Origin of the sequence: Streptosporangium sp. NPDC050855 (assembly GCF_044456585.1) — a bacterium.
Classification (GTDB): domain Bacteria; phylum Actinomycetota; class Actinomycetes; order Streptosporangiales; family Streptosporangiaceae; genus Streptosporangium; species Streptosporangium longisporum.
This window is the reverse complement of the sequence record NZ_JBITFY010000011.1, coordinates 282,183-299,345: the sequence shown is the minus strand read 5'-3', so window position 1 is coordinate 299,345 and position 17,163 is coordinate 282,183. Positions and strand designations below refer to the sequence as shown.

The 17,163-nt window shown below is 73.5% G+C and carries 17 protein-coding genes; 9 read left to right on the top strand and 8 right to left on the bottom strand.

The window, feature by feature from the left end:
- Positions 1-49 precede the first annotated feature (49 nt).
- From ACIBCT_RS23425 to ACIBCT_RS23415, 3 genes are read left to right on the top strand one after another with little or no spacing between them, the layout of a single operon-like run.
- Positions 50-994 carry an ATP-binding cassette domain-containing protein gene (locus ACIBCT_RS23425; RefSeq protein WP_399191798.1) on the top strand — a complete coding sequence of 315 codons (945 nt, stop codon included), beginning with the start codon at positions 50-52 and terminating at the stop codon, positions 992-994.
- The gene (locus tag ACIBCT_RS23420) at positions 991-1,809 is read left to right on the top strand and encodes an ABC transporter permease (protein ID WP_399191796.1); all 819 of its coding nucleotides are present in this window, start codon (positions 991-993) and stop codon (positions 1,807-1,809) included. Before ACIBCT_RS23425 ends, ACIBCT_RS23420 begins: the two co-directional genes overlap by 4 nt.
- Before the next feature lie 7 nt (positions 1,810-1,816).
- Positions 1,817-2,362 (top strand): DUF1707 domain-containing protein, encoded by a 546-nt coding sequence (locus ACIBCT_RS23415; protein ID WP_399191794.1) that lies wholly within the window; start codon positions 1,817-1,819, stop codon positions 2,360-2,362.
- Between the two features lie 34 nt (positions 2,363-2,396).
- Here ACIBCT_RS23415 and ACIBCT_RS23410 read toward each other — a convergent pair whose 3' ends face one another.
- The 4 genes from ACIBCT_RS23410 to ACIBCT_RS23395 form a co-directional block, all read right to left on the bottom strand.
- Entirely contained in the window at positions 2,397-4,853 is a 2,457-nt protein-coding gene (locus tag ACIBCT_RS23410) for an excinuclease ABC subunit UvrA (protein WP_399191792.1), read from the bottom strand.
- Positions 4,850-5,401 (bottom strand): PadR family transcriptional regulator, encoded by a 552-nt coding sequence (locus tag ACIBCT_RS23405; protein ID WP_399191790.1) that lies wholly within the window; start codon positions 5,399-5,401, stop codon positions 4,850-4,852. Before ACIBCT_RS23405 ends, ACIBCT_RS23410 begins: the two co-directional genes overlap by 4 nt.
- 71 nt (positions 5,402-5,472) lie before the next feature.
- A complete protein-coding gene (locus tag ACIBCT_RS23400; RefSeq protein ID WP_399191788.1) occupies positions 5,473-6,111 on the bottom strand; it encodes a response regulator in 639 nt (212 codons plus the stop codon).
- Entirely contained in the window at positions 6,108-7,226 is a 1,119-nt protein-coding gene (locus tag ACIBCT_RS23395) for a sensor histidine kinase (protein ID WP_399191786.1), read from the bottom strand. Before ACIBCT_RS23395 ends, ACIBCT_RS23400 begins: the two co-directional genes overlap by 4 nt.
- 167 nt (positions 7,227-7,393) lie before the next feature.
- Between ACIBCT_RS23395 and ACIBCT_RS23390 the strand changes: the two genes are divergently transcribed.
- The 5 genes from ACIBCT_RS23390 to ACIBCT_RS23370 all read left to right on the top strand — a co-directional run bounded on the left by ACIBCT_RS23390 (position 7,394) and on the right by ACIBCT_RS23370 (position 11,909).
- Positions 7,394-8,860: an alpha/beta fold hydrolase gene (locus tag ACIBCT_RS23390; protein WP_399191784.1), complete on the top strand. Its 1,467-nt coding sequence runs from the start codon at positions 7,394-7,396 to the stop codon at positions 8,858-8,860.
- Complete coding sequence (locus ACIBCT_RS23385) at positions 8,857-9,774, top strand: ABC transporter ATP-binding protein (RefSeq protein WP_399191782.1); 918 nt, start codon at positions 8,857-8,859, stop codon at positions 9,772-9,774. Before ACIBCT_RS23390 ends, ACIBCT_RS23385 begins: the two co-directional genes overlap by 4 nt.
- The gene (locus tag ACIBCT_RS23380) at positions 9,771-10,523 is read left to right on the top strand and encodes a hypothetical protein (RefSeq protein ID WP_399191780.1); all 753 of its coding nucleotides are present in this window, start codon (positions 9,771-9,773) and stop codon (positions 10,521-10,523) included. The genes ACIBCT_RS23385 and ACIBCT_RS23380 overlap by 4 nt, the downstream gene beginning before the upstream one ends.
- Positions 10,524-10,865: 342 nt before the next feature.
- On the top strand, positions 10,866-11,606 hold the full coding sequence (locus tag ACIBCT_RS23375) for an NPP1 family protein (protein WP_399191778.1): 741 nt from the start codon (positions 10,866-10,868) through the stop codon (positions 11,604-11,606).
- A gap of 135 nt (positions 11,607-11,741) precedes the next feature.
- Complete coding sequence (locus tag ACIBCT_RS23370; RefSeq protein WP_399191776.1) at positions 11,742-11,909, top strand: hypothetical protein; 168 nt, start codon at positions 11,742-11,744, stop codon at positions 11,907-11,909.
- A 108-nt stretch (positions 11,910-12,017) separates the two neighbouring features.
- Here ACIBCT_RS23370 and ACIBCT_RS23365 read toward each other — a convergent pair whose 3' ends face one another.
- Complete coding sequence (locus ACIBCT_RS23365; protein WP_399191774.1) at positions 12,018-12,740, bottom strand: VOC family protein; 723 nt, start codon at positions 12,738-12,740, stop codon at positions 12,018-12,020.
- 497 nt (positions 12,741-13,237) lie between these two features.
- Between ACIBCT_RS23365 and rox the strand changes: the two genes are divergently transcribed.
- Positions 13,238-14,713 (top strand): rifampin monooxygenase, encoded by a 1,476-nt coding sequence (gene rox, locus ACIBCT_RS23360; protein ID WP_399191772.1) that lies wholly within the window; start codon positions 13,238-13,240, stop codon positions 14,711-14,713.
- Between the two features lie 26 nt (positions 14,714-14,739).
- On the opposite strand, the gene ACIBCT_RS23355 is transcribed toward rox, so the two are convergent.
- The 3 genes from ACIBCT_RS23355 to ACIBCT_RS23345 form a co-directional block, all read right to left on the bottom strand.
- The gene (locus ACIBCT_RS23355) at positions 14,740-15,264 is read right to left on the bottom strand and encodes a DUF4396 domain-containing protein (protein ID WP_399191770.1); all 525 of its coding nucleotides are present in this window, start codon (positions 15,262-15,264) and stop codon (positions 14,740-14,742) included.
- A gap of 236 nt (positions 15,265-15,500) precedes the next feature.
- Entirely contained in the window at positions 15,501-16,007 is a 507-nt protein-coding gene (locus ACIBCT_RS23350) for a GNAT family N-acetyltransferase (RefSeq protein ID WP_399191768.1), read from the bottom strand.
- Between the two features lie 111 nt (positions 16,008-16,118).
- Positions 16,119-17,066: a helix-turn-helix transcriptional regulator gene (locus tag ACIBCT_RS23345; RefSeq protein WP_399191766.1), complete on the bottom strand. Its 948-nt coding sequence runs from the start codon at positions 17,064-17,066 to the stop codon at positions 16,119-16,121.
- Between the last annotated feature and the right edge of the window lie 97 nt (positions 17,067-17,163).

Genomic DNA, 17,163 nt, shown 5'->3' with positions numbered 1-17,163 from the left:
ATCTAGTCTGGCCGCCGTAACCGCGTACAACGTACCCAGTGGAGGGTTCATGACGGATCCGATCGTGCTCGCCGAGGGGCTGCACAAGGCCTTCGGCGAGACCCGCGCGTTACGGGGCCTGGATCTCAGCGTCCCGGCGGGAACGATCTGCGGCGTGCTCGGGCCGAATGGCGCGGGCAAGACGACCGCGGTGCGCATCCTGGCGACCCTGTCCGACCCCGATGCCGGGCACGCCCGCATCGCCGGATACGACGTCGTCCGCGACGCCGGCGAGGTGCGGGCCAGGATCGGGCTCGCGGGCCAGTACGCCGCCGTGGACGAGAAGCTCACCGGCCGCGGCAACCTGCGCATGTTCGGGCGCCTGTGCCACCTGTCCCGGCGCGAGGCGCACGCGCGGGCCGACGAGCTGCTCGAACGCTTCGGCCTGGCGGACGCCGCCGATCGGCAGGTCGCCGGCTACTCCGGCGGCATGCGGCGCCGCCTCGACCTGATCACCTGCCTCATCCAGCGCCCCCGGGTGCTCTTCCTGGACGAGCCGACCACCGGCCTGGACCCGCGCAGCCGCGGCGAGATCTGGGACAGCGTCCGCGCGCTGGTGGCGGACGGCACCACGGTGCTGCTCACCACGCAGTACCTGGACGAGGCCGACCGGCTGGCCGACGACATCGCCGTCGTCGACCAGGGGCGGGTGATCGCCACGGGCACCCCCGACGAGCTGAAGGCCACGATCGGGGACCGCCTCGACGTGGTGGTCGAGGACCCCGCCGCGCTGTCCTCGGCGGCGGCCGTGCTGAACTCCCTGGCCGGCACCGACCCCGCGGTGACGGGCACCGACCGGCTCAGCGTCGCCCTGCCCGGCGGCGGCCTGCGGCTCGCCGGCGTCGTGCGCGAGCTCGACCGCGCCGGGGTCGCCGCGGCCGACGTGAGCCTGCGCCGTCCCACCCTCGACGAGGTGTTCCTGCGCCTCACCGATCCTGAGGAGACCGTCCGATGACGACCCTCGCCCCCGTGTCCCGCCGCCTGCGCTGGGCGGTCACCGACGGGCTGACCCTGGTCGGCCGCGAGCTGGGACGGCTGCGGCAGGACCCCGGGGAGCTCGTCGCCGCGCTGGTCTTCCCGGCCATCATGGTGGTGCTGTTCGGCTACGTCTTCGGCAGCGCGATCCAGGTGCCGGGCGGCGGCGACTACCGCGAGTACCTCATGCCCGGGTTGTTCTCGATGGTGACCTTCTCGGCGCTGATGGGGGTCATGACGCGGGTGGCCGCCGACGCCTCCCTGGGGGTGATGGACCGGTTCCGCTCCATGCCGATGGCGCGCCTGGCGGTGCCGTTCGGGCAGACCGGCGCCGACTCCCTGGTCGGCCTGCCGCTGATGGCCGTCATGGTGGGGGCGGGCCTGCTGGTGGGCTGGCGGCCGCACCTCGGCCTCGTCCCCACGCTCCAGGCGTTCCTGCTGATGGCGGTACTGCGGTACGCGCTGAGCTGGGTGGGCGTCTACGTGGGCCTGGCGGTGCGGAACGAGCAGGTCGTCGCCCAGCTGGTGCCGCTGTTCCTGCCGTTCACGATGGTGTCCAACTCGTTCGTCCCGACCGACGGCATGCCGGGGTGGCTGCGGTTCCTGGCCGACTGGAACCCGGTGAGCGCGCTCACCGCCGCCTCCCGGGAGCTGTTCGGCAACCCCGGGGCGCCGTCCGGGGACCCGGTCTGGCCGCTCGCCCATCCGGTGGCCACCGTCCTGCTCTGGTCGGCCGCGCTGCTGGTGGTGTTCGTCCCGCTGTCGCTCCGCGCCTACGGCCGCAGGGGACGGTGAAGGCCCGGTGAGCGCCCGGCCCGGCGGGCCGGACCACCGGTGGGCCGGCGACGACGACCGCGAGGCGGCCGTGCGGCGCGTGCGGGAGGCGTACGCCGAGGGGCACATCCCGTACGAGGAGCTGGACGGACGCCTCCACCGGGTGCTCACCGCCACGACGCGCGGCGAGCTCGCGTCGGCCCTGGACCCGCTCCCGGGACAGGACGCGGGCACCACGTCCACGATCACCGCGGCCGGCGGGCGGATCCGGCGGCGCGGCGCGTGGCGGGTCCCCCGGACCCTCAGGATCGAGTCCCCGCTCGCGCGGGTGCACCTGGACCTGTCCCGGGCGGTCATCGAGCATCCGGTGGTCGACATCGAGGTGCACCTCGGCACGGGCGGGGCCACGATCACGGTGCCCCGCGACGCGGTCGTCGACCTGGAGGACCTGCGCGCCGGGTGGAGGCAGCCGCTTCACCGGGCCCGGCGGCGCCCCCGCCCAGGCGGGCCGAGGATCCGCGTCTCCGGGACCATGGGAACGGGACGGCTGACGGTCCGCCACGCGTGGTGGTGAGGCCCTGCCCGGACGGGTGGGGTTCCGGGGCGGGTCAGGTGAGGAGCCGCCGCAGGAACGGCGCGGTGGGCCCGTCCCCGGACGCGACGTGCGCGGGGGTGCCCGCGTCGACGATCCGGCCACCGGCCTTCCCGGCTCCCGGGCCCATGTCGATGATCCAGTCCGCGCCGGCCGCCGCGTGGACGTCGTGCTCGGCGATCACGACGGTGTGACCGCGTTCCAGGAGCAGGTCCAGGCCCCGCACCAGCCGTTGCGCGTCGTCGGGGTGCAGGCCGGTGACGGGCTCGTCGAGGACGACGAGACCCGGCTCGCCGCCCCGGCGGCCGCGCAGGGTGGCCTTGGCGAGCTTGATCCGCTGGGCCTCGCCGCCGGACAGGGCGGTGCCGCTCTCGCCCAGGGTGAGGTAGCCCAGCCCGATCCCGGCCATCGCCTCCAGCAGCGCCGTCAGCGTCTGCGGCCCGTCGAACACCCGGGCGGCCTCGGCCACCGTGAGGCCCAGCACCTCGTCGATCGCGAGGCCGTGACAGGTCACCGCCAGGACCTCCGGGGTGTAGCGGCGCCCGTCGCAGGCTTGGCAGGTGAGGTAGGTGTCGCCGAGGAAGTGCATGTCGAGCCTGATCCGGCCGAGGCCCTGGCAGGGCTCGCACCGGCCGCCGGGGGAGTTGAAGGAGAAGACCGACGGGTCGCCGAGCCCGCGGCTCGCGGCGGCGTCCGTGTCCGCGAAGAGCCTGCGGATCAGGTCGAACGCCTTGGTGTACGTCGCCGGGTTCGACCGGGGGGTCCGGCCGATCGGGGTCTGGTCCACGACGGTGACCCAGCGCAGTGCGGCCAGTCCCGACACCCTCCCCACCGTGGTGAACGGCCTGCCGGCCAGCCCGGCCGCCACGGAGTCGGCCAGGATCCGGTTCAGCAGGCTGCTCTTGCCGCTGCCGCTGATGCCGGTCAGGCAGGTGAGCCGGTTCAGCGGGACGCGGATCTCGGCGGCCGTGACGTTGTGGGCGGACGCGTCGTGCAACGTCAGCCAGCCGGTGTCGCCGTCCGGTGCCCGCCCGGCGCGTTCCAGCAGGTAGCGGGGCTCTCGCAGGTAGCGGCCGGTCACCGAGCGCGGGTGCGCGGCGATCGCGGCGGGCGTCCCGGCGGCGACCAGCCGCCCGCCGTCGCGCCCGCCGCCGGGACCCAGGTCGACGACCCAGTCGGCGCGGGCGACCAGGTCGGGGTCGTGCTCCACGAGCAGGACGGTGTTCCCGGCGTCGCGCAGCCCCCGCAGGATCTCGAACAGGTGGTCCTTGTCGGCAGGGTGCAGCCCGGTGCCGGGCTCGTCGAAGACGTAGGTGAGGCCGGTCAGCGCCGTGCTGATCTGGGCCGACAGCCGGGCCCGCTGCAGTTCTCCCCCCGACAGGGTCGGCGCGCCCCGCCACAGTTCCACGTGCCCGAGGCCGAGGCGGATCAGCAGGTCGAGCCGGTCGCGCAGCTCGGGGATGAGGACCGCGCCGACCTCCCGCTGGGCCTCGTTGAGGCCGGTCTCGACCGCGTCGATCCACGCGCGGACCTGCCGCACCTGGCTGTGGACCACGTCGCGGAAGGTCTCCTGCCGCAGCCTCACGGTGCGCGCGATCGTGCCGAGCCCGGTGCCCTCGCAGGCCGGGCACGGGCGCCTGTCCACGAAGGGGTGGTAGAGCCGCTTGGCCTCGTCGGTGGCGGCCGCCGCGTAGGCCTTCTCGATCTCGGCGATCGCCCCGTCCAGTGCCCGCCTGGCCCGGTAGGAGAACTCGCTGCCCTTCTTCGCGTTCGTGCCGGTGACGGTCACGTCGACGGTCGCGCCCGCCGTGCCGTACAGGACGGCCCGCCGGAAGTCCTCGGGCTGCTCGTTCCAGGGCAGGGCCGGGTCGGTGCCGTGGTGCGCGGCCAGCGAGGGGAGGAACGCGGCCTCACCGGACAGGTTCCCGCCGAACCAGGGGGAGGCGCCCTCCGTCAGCGGCAGCCCCGGCTCCGGTACGACGAGCTCCGGCCGGGCCGTGACGACCTCGCGTGCCCCGACGCACGCCGGGCAGATGCCGTCGCGGGTCCAGGGGTCGAACTGGGCGGGGTGCAGCGGACCCGTCCAGGTGCTCCCGGTCGCCAGTGGCGCCAGCCTGGCGAAGACCAGGCCGAGGTAGGACTCCACGCCGGTCAGCGTGCCGAGCGTGGAGTTCGGGTTGCGGTTGCCGTTGCGCTGGTCGACGGCCAGGGTCGCGGTCAGACCGCGGACCCGGTCGATGCGGGGCCGGTCGCGCGGCGTGAGGAACTTGCGGACGTAGGGGTCGAAGCCCTCCACGTACCGCAGCTGCGCCTCGGCGTGCAGGGTGTCGATGACCAGCGAGCTCTTGCCGCTCCCGCTGACGCCGGTGAACGCGGTGATGGCGTTGTGGGGGACCCTGACGTCCACGCCGCGCAGGTTGTGCGTGCGCACGCCGGTCAGCTCGATCCAGCCCGTGGCCCCGACGGCGCTCACCGCTCCTCCCCGCCGGTGGTGATGGCGGGGGCGTGCTCGTCCAGCCAGCGGATCTCCGCCTGGAGCAGTGTCTCCTGGCGCCGGAACAGTGCCGCGTCCAGCGTGCCGATCCGGCCCTCCCGGACGAGCTGGGCGCGTTCGGCCTCGAGGTCGGAGATCGTGGAGGCCAGCTGCTCGCGGCGCCTGGCCAGTAGCCCGGCCAGCTCGGCCGGGTCCTGCGCCCGGCCGAACAGCAGGGCCACCGCCAGCGCGTCGGGGCCGAAGCGCAGCTCGCAGATCGCCGCCTCGCGCAACGCCGCCAGCTCCCGGCGGCCGGTGCCGGTGATCTCGTACACGGTGCGCACCGGCCTGCGCCCGACCTGCTCCACCGCGACCTGCCGGATCAGCCCGGCCTCGTCGGCCTGCCGCAGCTCGCGGTTGATGGCACCGACGCCGACCCCGCCCCACTCCGACACGTCGGTGTACGCGGCGATCCGCTTGATCTCGTGACCGTGCAGCGGGCCCTGGGCCGCCATCAGGCCGAGGATCATCAACCGAGTTAGATTCATGAATCTAGTATCATGAATCCAATCGTGTGGATCAAGTGGAAGGCGGCCGTCGCGCCGTCCGGTGAGGGGACCTATCCCGGCGTGACCAGGCCCGCCTCGTAGGCGGCGATGACCAGCTGGGCGCGGTCGCGGGCCCCCAGCTTGGACAGCAGGCGGCCGATGTGCGTCTTCACCGTCCCCGGGCTCAACCGCAGGTGGTCGCCGAGCTCGGCGTTGGACAACCCCTGCGCGACGAGCGTGAGCACCTCGCGCTCCCGGTCCGTCAGCGTGCCGAGCCCGTGGAAGACCTGCCGGGCCGGACGCCGGACGAACTCCGCGATCAGCCGGGTGGTGACGCTCGGCGCGAGCAGCGTCTCGCCCGACGCGACCACCCGGATCGCCCGCAGCAGGTCGTCCGGCGGCGCGTCCTTGAGCAGGAACCCGCTGGCGCCCGCCCGCAGCGCCGCGTAGACGTACTCGTCGAGGTCGAACGTGGTCAGGATGAGCACCCGGGTGTCCTCGGCGATCTGCCCGGTCGCGGTGATGCCGTCCATCTCCGGCATCCTGACGTCCATGAGCACCACGTCGGGTGCCCGCGTCCGCGCGAGCGACACCGCCTGCCGCCCGTCGGCCGCCTCCCCGACCACGACGAGGTCGTCCTCCGAGTCGATCAGCAGGCGGAAGCTGCCGCGCAGCAGCGCCTGGTCGTCGGCGACGAGCACCCGGATCACGACACCTCCCACGAGGCGTGCACGCCGAACCCGCCCTCCGGCAGGGGCCCGGCCTCGAAGGAGCCGCCGTACATCATGACCCGTTCGCGCATCCCCACCAGGCCGTGCCCGCCCGTCCCGCCCGGTGGCACCCGCCGGCCGGGCCCGTCGTCGACCACGGAGATCCGCACCCTCCCGCCGGTGACCGACACGGTGGCCCGGCACCGGGCCGGAGCGGCGTGCCTGACGACGTTGGTGATCGCCTCCTGGACGATGCGGTAGACGGACGGCTCCATGCCGCCGGGCACGGCCCCGCTCACCGAGAGGTCGACCCGCACACCGGCCTCGGCCGCCCGCCGCGCCAGGGACGGCAGGTCGGCGAGGCCGGGCGACGGGGCGCTCTCGGCCGTGCCGCCGGGTGAGCGCAGCACGCCCAGGAAGCGGCGCATCTCCACCAGCGAGCCGCGCCCGATCTCCTCGATGGCCCGCAACGCCTCACGTCCCTCCTCCGGGTGCCTGTCCAGCACCTTGGCCGCGACCCCCGCCCTGACCGTGATCACGCTCAGCGAATGGGCCACGACATCGTGCAGCTCGCGCACGATGCGCAGCCGCTCGTCGGCCGCGGCCTGCTCGGCCCGCCTGCCGGCCTCGCGCGCGGCGGCCTCGCGGCGGGTACGCGCCGCCGACCCGAGACTCCAGCCCGCCCCCACGACGAGCCAGGCCGTCCCGACGATGAGGACGGGGTCGGGCCAGCCGTCCACCCGCGGCGGCGCGCTCGCCACCGAGACCAGCAGGACACCACCGGTGACGAGCAGTCCCGCCACCAGGGCGATCGCCGACCGCCGCACCGGCAGGGCTACCGACACCGGGTAGAGGGCCAGCGCCACCACCGCGATCACCGCCATCCGGTTCACCGGCGACGCGAGCATCACGGGACCGGCCAGCAGCGCGCCGCAGTACGCGGGCACCGGCCACACCCGCCGCACCGCCACCGGCAGCAGGCACACCAGCGCCGAGGCGGTGCTCACGTTCAGGCCCGGCCGGTCCGTCGCGGACGCCAGCGCGAGCGGCACCGCGACGACGGCGTCGGCCAGGACGAGCGACCACCGCGGGGGCCGCCGGGCGAGCAGGTTCACGTCCCGACGGTATCGGGCCGCGACCGCGGGCGGATCGGAGCACGAGCCGTCGGAGCACGGTCCCACCCTCCCGCCGCGCGGCCCGTACCGTACGACCCCGCTCCGACCGGCAGGACCGGATCCGGCTCCGATGCGCGGGCCCGTCGCCGGGCGGGATCGTTGCCGGCATGAACCGACGCACACTCATCGCCCTGTGCCTGGCCGTCTGCCTGGTCGCGTCGCTCGGCGGTCTCGCGGTGGCCTCGGCGCGGGCGTACCACCTCCTGTGGAGGGACTGCGGGGACGGCCTGCGATGCGCGGAGCTGGTGGTCCCCGTGAACTGGGCCGACCCGGCGGGGCCGAGGACCTCGGTGCACGTGGCCAAGCTGCCCGCGACGGGCGACAGCATCGGCCCGCTGATCGTCAACTTCGGCGGCCCCGGCACCAGCACGTCGATGCTCAGGCCGTCCGGCGACCCGGACCTCCCGGCCGAGCTGCCGATCCTGCTCAGGGAGCTGCGCACCCGCTTCGACGTCATCGCCGTCGATCCGCGCGGCATGTCCGAGCCCGCGAGCGGCAGGGCGGTGAGCTGCGCCGAGCCCGAGGCCTCCCACTTCGGGCTGATCATGGCGCGGACGAGGCGGGACTGGGACGCCCACGCCGCCCGGAACGCGGCCCATCAGGCGAGCTGCCGCACGGCGGTCAGGTCGGCGTGGTACGGGCTGACGTCGTGGAACGTGGCGCACGACCTCGACGCGCTGCGCGCCGCGCTCGGCCAGGACCGGATCCGCTACGCGGGCAACTCCTACGGGACCGTCTACGCCCAGGCCTACCTGGAGCTGTTCCCGCACCGGGTGGAGCGGATGTACCTCGACGGGACCGCCGACCACACCCAGCCCGGCCTCGAACCCTGGCTGCGCAACTACGCGCTCACCCAGGAGCGGCACCTCACCCTCTTCCGCGACTGGTGCGCCCGACGCCGCGACTGCGCCCTGCACGGCAGGGACGCGGGCAGGGCCTGGGACGAGCTGGCCGCGCGGGCCCGCCGCGCGCCCCTGCCTGCGTCGGCCGGCAGGACGGTGCACGAGGGACAGCTGTACGCGGGCGCGGTCAAGGGCATGAACCCGGCGCTGTGGCCGCTGCTGGCGACCGCCGTCCGCAAGGCCCTCGACGGCGACGCCGCGAACTTCCTGACCGAGCTCGCGCCGGATCCGGGCGGCTCGTCGGTGGGCGGGGACTCCCTGTGCAACGACTTCATGCCCGGGCTCCCGACGTACGAGGAGTTCCAGGCCGTCGAGGCCCGGCTCCGCCGGATCGCGCCGAGGTTCGGCTGGATCGAGGGACGCCACGAGCTCGGACGGTGCTGGGGACGCGCCGGGGGCGCGTCCTGGGCGCCGCACCCGCTGCGGGTGGGGCACGTCCCGCCGATCCTGTTCGCGATCGGGGAGCTGGACAACAACACCAACCATCTCGGGCAGCGGCACGTGGCCGGGCAGATCCCCTCCGCGCACGTCCTGTGGCACGACGACGGCCACGCCTCCTGGGCGGGCAACACCTGCCTGCGCCGGCACGTCCACGCCTACCTCACGACCGGGGCGCTGCCCGCGCCGGGCACGCGCTGCCCGGCCGAACGGATCCACCGGGTGGGAAAATGATCCAGGTCATCGAACTGACGAAGACCTACGGCGCCACGCGGGCGGTCTCGAACCTGACGTTCGACGTCCTCCCCGGGCAGGTCACGGGCTTCCTCGGGCACAACGGGGCGGGCAAGTCCACCACCATGCGGATGATCCTCGGCCTTCACGCGCCCACCTCGGGCACGGCCCTGATCAACGGCGTCCGCAGGCGCGACCTGCGGAACCCCATGCGCGAGGTCGGAGCCATGCTCGACGCCGCCGAGGTGCAGGGCGGGCGCAGCGCGCTCGCCCACCTCAGGGCGCTGGCGTACGCCGGCGGGATCCCGCGGCGCAGGGTCGTCCAGGTCCTCGAGGAGGTCGGCCTGACCGGGGTGGCGCGCAGGCGGATCGCCGGGTTCTCCCAGGGGATGCGCCAGCGCCTCGGCATCGCGGCGGCACTGCTCGGCGACCCGGGGGTCCTCGTCCTCGACGAGCCCGTCAACGGCCTCGACCCCGACGGCATCCGCTGGCTCAGGACGCTGCTGAGATCCCTGGCGGCCGAGGGACGGACCGTCCTGCTGTCGAGCCATCTGATGACCGAGATGTCCCTCACCGCCGACCGGCTCGTCATCATCGGCCGCGGCCGGCTCATCGAGGACACCACGACCGCGGCGCTGCTGGCCCGCTTCCAGGGCGAGGTACTGGTCCGGTCACCTCACGCCGACCACCTGGCCGCGGCGCTCGAGGCGGCCGGAGCGACCGTGCGCCGCGCGCCGGGAGAGGGCACGCCCGCCGTGTCCGCCCCCGTCCCTGGGGCCGGGGGAGAACTGCTGGTGACCGGCCTGTCCGCGGCCGCCACCGGGGACATCGCCCTGGCGAACGGCTGCGCCGTCCACGAACTCGCGACGCGCAGGCCGTCGCTGGAAGAGGCCTTCATGGAGACGACCCGATGATCGACGCCGTCGCGTCGGAGTGGCTCAAGCTGCGCTCCCTCCGATCCACCTACCACGTCCTGGCCTCCACGCTCTCGGCCCTGGCGCTCACCGGCTTCGCGGCCCTGTCGATCTCGAAGTACTTCGACACCAAGGGGCCCGGTGCCGAGCCCGTCGGCACGGGACTCGCGTTCAGCGCCGACATCCCCCCGGTCCTGTTCGGCATGCTGGGGGTGCTCGCCATCTCCGGCGAGTACGGCACCGGCATGATCCGGCTGACCCTGACCACGGTCCGGCGCCCGTGGATCGTCGTGGCGGCCAAGGCCGTCGTGGTCGCCGCCGTCGCCGCGGTCGCGGGCCAGGGGCTGGCGTTCGCCACCTACCTGACCGCGCAGGCGGTGGTGGGCGGGCGCCCGATCGGCGCCTCGCTCTCCGAACCGGCCGTCTTGACCCAGATACCGGCGGCGGGCGTCTGCTGTGCCGTCGCCGCGGTGATGGGGCTGAGCCTGGCCACGCTCCTGCGTTCGACGCCGGGAGCGCTCGTCGCCCTGGTCGCCCTGCTGCTGGTCCCGGCGGGTGTCGAACGCTTCCTGCCCGCCCCCTGGAACGACCTGGTGGACTCCCTGACGCTGTCGTCGCTGGCGGAGCAGCTGGCCGGGGTCCCCGGCTCCGGTGCCTTCGGCCCCTTCTCGGCCGTCGCCGTCCTGGCCGGTCAGGCCGCCCTCCTTCTCCTCACGGCGATGCTGGCGATCACCAGGCGCGACGCCTGACCGCGTCCGTCCGGATGAGCATTGACCCCCGGTTCACCTGTCGACCGTCGCCGATACATGTCCGCGCCATGTGATTCAAGGACCTTGATCAAGCGTCGCTTCCGTGATTCCGTTGTGCCGGAAAAGCGTGAAGCGTCCCCATTTCGACGTGGGGAATGTCGGCGATGTCCCCACCGTGCCGACGCGCCGTCAGGTCATGAGCCATTCCTTCGAAAAGGCGGAAGAGTGCGAAAGCTGTCGTCGTTCACGTCCACCGCGAGAGCATCGAAGTCAGTGACCGTCTCAGGGGGGAGTACGTCCTCCCGCACACCCCTCAGGCACAGGCGTTCCCGGCTCGGGATCGTGCTCGGCGTCGCCGCCCTGGGGGTCGTGATCCCCGCGTCGGCGGCCCATGCCGACCCACCGCGCAACCTGCCCCAGTCGGCCGGGCAGTACGAGACGTCGTTCTCGCCGGCCTACGACTACGACGGCGACGGCTGCTACGCCACCCCGGCCATCGGGCCGGACGGGACCCTCGCCACCGGGCTGAACCCGACCGGCGCGGTCAACGGCAACTGCCGTGACCGGTCGGACCTGGACAACTCGCAGACCTACGCCCGCTCCAAGTGCAACAACGGCTGGTGCGCCATCGTGTACGCCAGCTACTTCGAGAAGGACCAGGCGCTGCCGGGCATCAGCCTCGGCGGCCACCGCCACGACTGGGAGCACGTCATCTCCTGGGTCAGCCAGGCGTCCGGCCAGGTGGAGTACGTCTCGACCACGCAGCACAGCAACGTCGTGACCTACACGCGCTCGCAGGTGCGTTTCGACGGGTCGCACCCCAAGGTCGTCTACCACAAGGACGGGGTGTCCACGCACTTCATCCGGCTCGCCAACGGCAACGACGAGCCGCCGGAGAACCACTACCACAACTGGCGCTACCCCCCGCTGGTGGACTGGAACGGCTGGCCCAGCACCTCGCTGCGCGACCGGCTGATGAGCGCCAACTTCGGCTCCGCGACCATCAAGATCAATGACGGCAGGTTCACGGACCTCCTCTCGCGCGCCAAGCCCGCGGCCATCCCCTTCAACCCCTCGGCCTGACGCGCCCGCCGGGCCGTACGACGGGGTACGGCTCCGGCGGCCGCCGGTTCCCGGATCTCGGCGGCGCGCATGGCGAACCGATCGACCGGCTTCGGCATCTACATCACTGAAACGCCGTCAAGCCGGAGAAAAGCCATGAACAGCCGACGAAAGACCCCGGCACGACCCGCCGTCGCCCGCAGGAGCGTGACCCTCTACGCCCGTCGTCCGGGCGGTGAGGTCCACCCGAAGTGGCGCAGCTCGCAGTACGGCGGGGTCGAGGCCGCGAAGATGGCGCGCAGGCTCGTCGGCGACCCTCTGTGACGAGGGGGTGAAGCACCGCCACCTCCTCCGCAGCCGTGGTGGTGCGGGTGCCGGGCCGGGACGGACGGCCGGGGGACCCTTCGGTGACCCTGTTCGGGGGCCGGCACCCTATCGGGGGGTCAGCACGCAGAACTCGTTGCCGTCGGGGTCGGCCATCGCGACCTGGCCGGGCTCGTGCCGGTCGATGTCGATCCGGGTCGCTCCGAGGGAGACGAGACGGTCGACCTCGGCCCGCTGGTCACCGTCCGCCGGGGGAGCGAGGTCGAAGTGCAGCCGGTTCCTCCCGGTCTTCGGCGCCACCGGCGGACCGCCCCACGTGACCTTCGGGCCGCCGTGCGGCGAGCGGACGGCGGTCTCCTGGTCCTGGTCCCAGACCAGCGGCCAGCCCAGCGCCTCGCTCCAGAAGTACCCGACCTCCTGCGAACCGTCGCCCGCGAGCGCTCCGATGAACCCGCAGTCGGCGAGGAACGCGTTGCCCGGCTCGATGACGCAGAACTCGTTGCCCTCGGGGTCGGCGAGCACCACATGACCCTCCTGCGGGAGCTGCCCGACGTCGATGTGCCGCGCGCCGAGTCCGAGCGCCCTGTCCACCGTCCGCCGCTGGTCCTCCAGGGACGTGCTCGTCAGGTCGAAGTGCATCCGGTTCGGGCCGGTCTTCTCCTCCCGCGTCGGAAGGCACCGGATCCGGAACCCGGTGTCGTCGTTCGGCAGGAGCGTGACACCGTCGCGCGGGTCGTCGATCATCTCCCAGCCCAGGACCCCGGCCCAGAAACGGACGAGACGGAGCGGGTCGTTCGCATCGAGGCAGAGGGCGACGAGCCGAGCGGTCATCCCGCGTCTCCCATCCGTCGGCTCACGGGCGCGGACGGGACGCGCCCTTCCGGCCATGACGGGAGCAACGCTAGCCCGCCCGGCGACCGCGACGCCAACGTATTTACGTCCGGGGGCGACGCCCGCTGCGCCCGCGACGCGAGCTCCGCGAGCTGGACGATGCCGGGCAGGGCGCGGCGAAGCGCGGTGATCGTGCGCGGGCGGCCGGTGCCGGATCCCGGCGGGAACGACCCGGCCGGTGGCGGGGGACGAGGAGGTCGCTCACTCCTCTCCACTCTCAACGTATAGCGCACCGGGGGGCTTGCGGCAAGACCCGGGGCGTGCTGCAGAATCGTCGGCCGAGGCCGGTACCTGCGCGAACCCGGGGTCCCCGACGTAGGTGATCTCTCGTCGGCCGATCCATGGGCCACCCCCGGCGCGCGGGTGCTGGGTGTGCGCACCGCGGAACCGCGCGGGGCGACCGGCCGGAACGCGACCTTCTCGAACGGGGAACTTTCATGATCGATGTGATCATCGCCGGTGCCGGGCCGACCGGCCTGATGCTGGCCGGCGAGCTGCGGCTGCACGGCGTTCACGTGGTCGTGCTGGAGAAGGAGGCGGAGCCGGCCGGGTACGTCCGCGCGCTCGGCCTGCACGTGCGCAGCATCGAGGTGATGGACCAGCGCGGCCTGCTGGAGCGTTTCCTCGCGCACGGCAGGCGGCACCCGGTCGGCGGTTTCTTCGCGGGCCTGGCCAAGCCCTCGCCCGACCGGCTGGACACCGCGCACGGCTACGTCCTCGGCATCCCGCAGACCGTCACCGATCGGCTGCTGGCCGAGCACGCGGCCGAGGCCGGCGCCGAGATCCGGCGCGGCCGTGAACTGGCCGGGCTGAGCCAGGACGAGGACGGGGTGACCGTCGAGCTGGCCGACGGCACACGGTTGCGCTCGCGCTACCTCGTCGGCTGCGACGGCGGCCGCAGCACGGTGCGCAGGCTGCTCGGCGTCGGCTTCCCCGGCGAGCCCACCCGGGTCGAGACACTGCTGGGCGAGATGGAGATGACCGAGGATCCGGCGACGATCGGCGCGATCGTCGCGGAGGTCCGCAGGACCCAGCTGCGGTTCGGCGCCGGCCCCCTCGGGGAGGGGGTGTACCGCGTCGTCGTGCCCTCCGAGGGGGTGGCCGAGGACCGTACGGTCCCGCCGACCCTGGAGGAGTTCAAACGGCGGCTGCGGGCCTGCGCGGGCACCGACTTCGGCGCGCACTCGCCGCGCTGGCTCTCCCGCTTCGGTGACGCCACCCGGCAGGCCGAGCGCTACCGGAGCGGCCGGGTGCTGCTGGCCGGCGACGCGGCGCACGTCCACCCGCCGGTCGGCGGGCAGGGACTCAACCTCGGCATCCAGGACGCCTTCAACCTGGGCTGGAAGCTGGCCGCAGAGGTCGCCGGCTGGGCACCGGAGGGACTGCTGGACAGCTACCACACCGAACGGCACCCGGTGGCCGCCGACGTGCTGGACAACACCCGCGCGCAGATGACGCTGCTGTCCACCGAGCCGGGACCGCAGGCGGTGCGCCGGCTGCTGTCGGAACTGATGGACTTCGAGAACGTGAACCGCCACCTGATCGAGAAGATCGTCGCGATCGGGGTCCGCTACGACGTCGGCGAGGGGCACGAGCTGCTCGGCCGGCGGATGCGGGACGTGAGGCTGAAGCGGGGGCGCCTGTACGGGCTGATGCACGCCGGCCGCGGGCTGCTGCTCGACCGGACCGGCCGGCTCTCGGTGGAGGGCTGGGCGGATCGGGTCGACCACGTCCTCGACATCGCCGACGTCGCCGGGGACGCCGATGTCGCCGGGGACGCCGGGGAGCTGGACGTGCCCGCGGTGCTGCTGCGGCCGGACGGTCATGTGGTGTGGGCCGGTGAGGACCAGCGGGACCTGCTCGAACGCCTGCCGAGGTGGTTCGGCGCCGCCACCGGCCGGGCGCACGGCTGATCCGACGGGCACCCGCCGGGTGCCCGTCAGTGGTGGTAGGCGTGGACGACCGCGTGTCCCCTGCCCCGGCCGATGATCCACTTGTTGACGGGTGTGGTCACCAGGAAGGCGACCAGGAGGGCGAAGGCGAGGGCGCCCCAGAACAGGCCGGAGGTCAGGCCCGCCTCCATGGCACCGGGAACCGCGATCATCACCCCGTTGTCGACGATCTCCATGACGAGGATGGACAGGGTGTCGGCCGCCAGTGCCAGCCGCAGGGCCTTGCGCCAGCCGACGCCCGCCCTGCGCAGCCCGACCAGGGTGAGGGCGTAGCCGAAGAAGAAGGCCAGGACGACGGCCAGGACGATGGTGGGCACGTTCGCCCACCCCAGGGCCGTGCCGATCACCATGCCGAGCACCTCGCCGATGGCGCACCCGGTCAGGCAGTGCAGGGTCGCCGACGCGGCCACTGCCCAGGTGGCCTTCCGCGCATGCCCGGCGTGCCCGGCGTGGTCGTGCCCGTGAAGCTCCTCGTGCCCGGTGTGACCACCGGGCCCCTTCGACTCAGCCATCGCGGCCTCCCTGCTCGCGCCTCTTCCCGGCGATTCACCCATAATATACCTAGGGGGGGTATATGGGCAACGCACCGCGTCCCGATCCGGGCCGCCGTTCCGCCCGGCGGGCGCCTCCGCGGCCTCGCCGGAGAGCCGATCCGGGGCGCGGGGACATGGCGGAACCCGTCAGGGGCCGGTGGCCACCGGCCGGAAGGGGCGGGCGTCCCGAGCTCGCCGTCGCGGCCCGGCCGGTGTCATCCTGCGGGGAGGACCATGACCATGGTGTCGGAGTCCGGCCCCGATCCGACGGTCGTGAACCCTTCGGCGGCGTACAGGCGGCGCGCGCGGTTGGCCCGCTCGACGCTCAGGCAGATGCGGGTGAGACCGCGTTCCGCCGCCCGGCGGGCGACCTCGCCCAGCAGGGCGCGCCCGACTCCCCTGCCCCGCCACGACGGCAGGACGCCCACCGAGAGCTCCGGGACGTCCCCGGACACGAACCCGTAGCCGGGGTCGTCGGGGCCGAACAGCCGCAGCCAGGCCGCGCCGACCGGTCGCCCGCCCTCCTCGACGGCGACCACTCCGAGATCGCCCGGCCGGGGCCAGCCCTCGACGTAGTGAGCGGTCCGGTGGTCCGCGAGGACGCGGTCGCGGCCGACCGCCTCCCGGGAGGGATCCCAGTTCACGGCGGCCACGAGCATGTCGGTGAGAAAGCCCGCGTCACCGGCCGTCGCCGCCCGCAGCGAGTATCCGCCTTCGTCCATACGGCGAATCCTGCCACCCGTCATGCCGGGCCACGCGGTGACCGTTCCCGGACGTCGTCCCGTGCTTCCCGAGCTCGCGGGCGGACCGGCCGACAAGCGCTCGTGCCGGTCTCAGCCGTATCGCTCGACGAGCGCGTCGCCGATCGAGGCCAGGTGGTCCCGCACACCCGGAGGGCCGGTCACCTCGAGCCATTCGACCAGCCCGGCGAGCTCGCCGGCGAGCGTGTACTCGTCGTGGCCGCGGATCACGACCTCGATGCGGCCGTCGGGCGTGGAACCTCCCACCTCGAGCCGCTCGCCGAGCCCCATCCGGAGTATGCCGATCCCGTGGGGAACGCAGACCGCCTGGACCACCAACGGTGTTCGTCTGCGGTCGACCTCGTCGGCGATCTCGCGCCAGCTCCCGGCGAGGTCGAAGTCCTCGGGCCGGTGCACGGGATCGTCGGTCGGGTCGACGGACGACACGCGGTCGATCCGGAAGGTCCGCCGGCCGGCCTCGGTGTCGGAGACGAGGTACCACGACGGACCCTTGGCGACGATGCCCAGCGGGTGGACGGTTCTCTCGGTCTCGGTGCCTCCGCGGTCGACGTAGCCGAGCCGCACCTGGACGCCGCGGATCACCGCGTCCTGGAGTTCGTCGAGGAAGCGAGGTGGCCGGCGCTCGACCCGGCTCGATCCCCATCGTTGCGGGTCCATGACCAATGACGACGCCGCCGCCTCGGCCTGCACCCGGAAGGGCTCCGGCAGGGCATGGACGAGCTTGCGCAGAGCCGCTTTCACGGCCGGCGTCGCAGCCGACGCCTGGCCGGCGACCAGGAACAGGGCGCGGGCCTCACTCGCGGTCAACCCGGACAGGTCGGTGCGGGCGCCGCCCACCAGGCGCCAGCCGCCGCCTCGGCCCTGCACGGAGTACACGGGCACCCCGGCCATGGCCAGGGCGTCGAGGTCGCGGCGGGCGGTGCGCTCGGAGACCTCCAGCTCCCGGGAGATCTCTGCCGCTGTCACCTGCTCGCGTCGTTGCAGCAGGAGGAGGACGGCCACCAGCCGGTCGGTTCGCACGCCGACGACACTTTCACATGAAACCGGTCATGAGGTGACCGGTTTCGGTCGGCAAGATGGCGACACGACCTCACCGGCGAGTCCCGCCACCCACGGC